This window comes from Oscillibacter sp., assembly GCF_032060045.1.
Taxonomy (GTDB): Bacteria; Bacillota; Clostridia; order Oscillospirales; family Oscillospiraceae; genus Oscillibacter.
This window is the reverse complement of sequence record NZ_DAMBZJ010000081.1, coordinates 1-1,404: the sequence shown is the minus strand read 5'-3', so window position 1 is coordinate 1,404 and position 1,404 is coordinate 1. Positions and strand designations below refer to the sequence as shown.

The following is a 1,404-nucleotide window of genomic DNA, read 5'->3' as shown; positions in this document are numbered from 1 at the left end:
AAAGGCAGGGCTACTCGCGCTATCTGTTCCTCAGTGAGCGGGGGCCGAATACCTGCGAACGGTGCCTTTCTTATCATGGACAGGTGTTTTCTCTGGGAGAAGTCCCGATCCCACCCATCCACGGAAACTGCCAGTGTGAGCTGCTGGCCATGGATTCCCGCATGGAAGCGATTTACCGTGCCAGCCCGCAGGGATTCATGGAGGCATTTGCGCGGGCAAAAGGCGGCGAAGACGGCGGAGTCTTTCTTCTGGACCACGATGCCTTTCCGGTAAATATTACGCCCGCACATCTTACCAGAGTTTCTCTTCCCGATGGCCGTATGGTGATGGATCTCAGTCACCCAAAAGGGATTGGCGGCTATGACCTTGCGGCTGCGGCCGCGTCCTATTTTACAGGGTTGGCGCAAGATGCAAGGGACCTCATCGGATATCTGCTGAACGCGCAGGCGGCACGGGGTGAAAACAAGAGGAATAGCCTTGGCAGCTTTATGGACTGGCTGACATTGGGAATTGTCAGCGGCACATGGCGGGGATTTGTTGTGGCTGGATATCCTCGGCACGGCGCTTACCGTCTACGCGGCCTACCAAACGGCGGTCAACGTCAAAAGCATCCTCACCGGCGGCGGGGACGACGCGCTGCGCGCAGGCGGTACGTTGGCGGACGATGTGGATGATATTGTCCGAAACGCGGGGCTGACACGGGCGCAAATTGATGATATAATTAAGATGGCCAACGGGCAGCGTCCAGCGCCCGCCGCTTATCTTACAAAGGAATATATTGACCATCATCTATCCCGGTTTAAAAGCGGGGTGACCAAAATACAGGCATCCTTAAAGTACGATACGATCGGTCCGTCGGAAGGAACATATGTTATGCCCACATCAGTCGTTGATGACTTGCTTAAGAAAGCCAATGGAGACGTCAAGCTCTTAGAGGATTTTCTGGGACTTGAAAGAGGAACGTTGGGAGACACTCCGGTGCGAATTGATATTGCAAAGCCGCAAGGTTTGCGGATGCCTACCGGGAATGAGCGTGGTGCCAATGAGAATTGGCTGCCCGGTGGGTATACGACGCGCGGGGTTCCAGAGGCTGTGATTGATCAGGTTCAACCGGGTAATTATACGGTGATGCCCATCAAATAAAAGGGGGATATATTGATGGTTATTTTTGAAAAGCAAAATGAGAGGATTGTATTAAAAGATGGAAAATACTATCTTTTAACTGATGTGGGGCACTTTGCAGAGGAATATGTGGAGATTGAGATTTCCAAAGAGGACGCGGACAAGGTCATGGAGGATGTGATGTATTCCTCGCACATTGCTCTTAACTGGAGAAATAAAAAACGCGGGCTGCTTTAAGACGACATTGGATAAAGACCTCTTGCTGATTGCCTGTAAACCATT

The 1,404-nt window shown here is 51.9% G+C and carries 2 protein-coding genes and 1 pseudogene; all 3 read left to right on the top strand.

All coding sequences use genetic code 11. The annotated features are described in order from the left end of the window. Positions 1-674, top strand: a pseudogene (locus RT018_RS15765) (hypothetical protein); the annotation flags it as partial. Further along, positions 655-1,143 carry a hypothetical protein gene (locus RT018_RS15760; protein WP_312943258.1) on the top strand — a complete coding sequence of 163 codons (489 nt, stop codon included), beginning with the start codon at positions 655-657 and terminating at the stop codon, positions 1,141-1,143. The pseudogene RT018_RS15765 and the gene RT018_RS15760, both read left to right, overlap by 20 nt. A 15-nt stretch (positions 1,144-1,158) precedes the next feature. Further along, positions 1,159-1,359, top strand: coding sequence for a hypothetical protein (locus RT018_RS15755; protein WP_312943257.1), 201 nt, complete (start codon positions 1,159-1,161; stop codon positions 1,357-1,359). Positions 1,360-1,404: the final 45 nt, after the last annotated feature.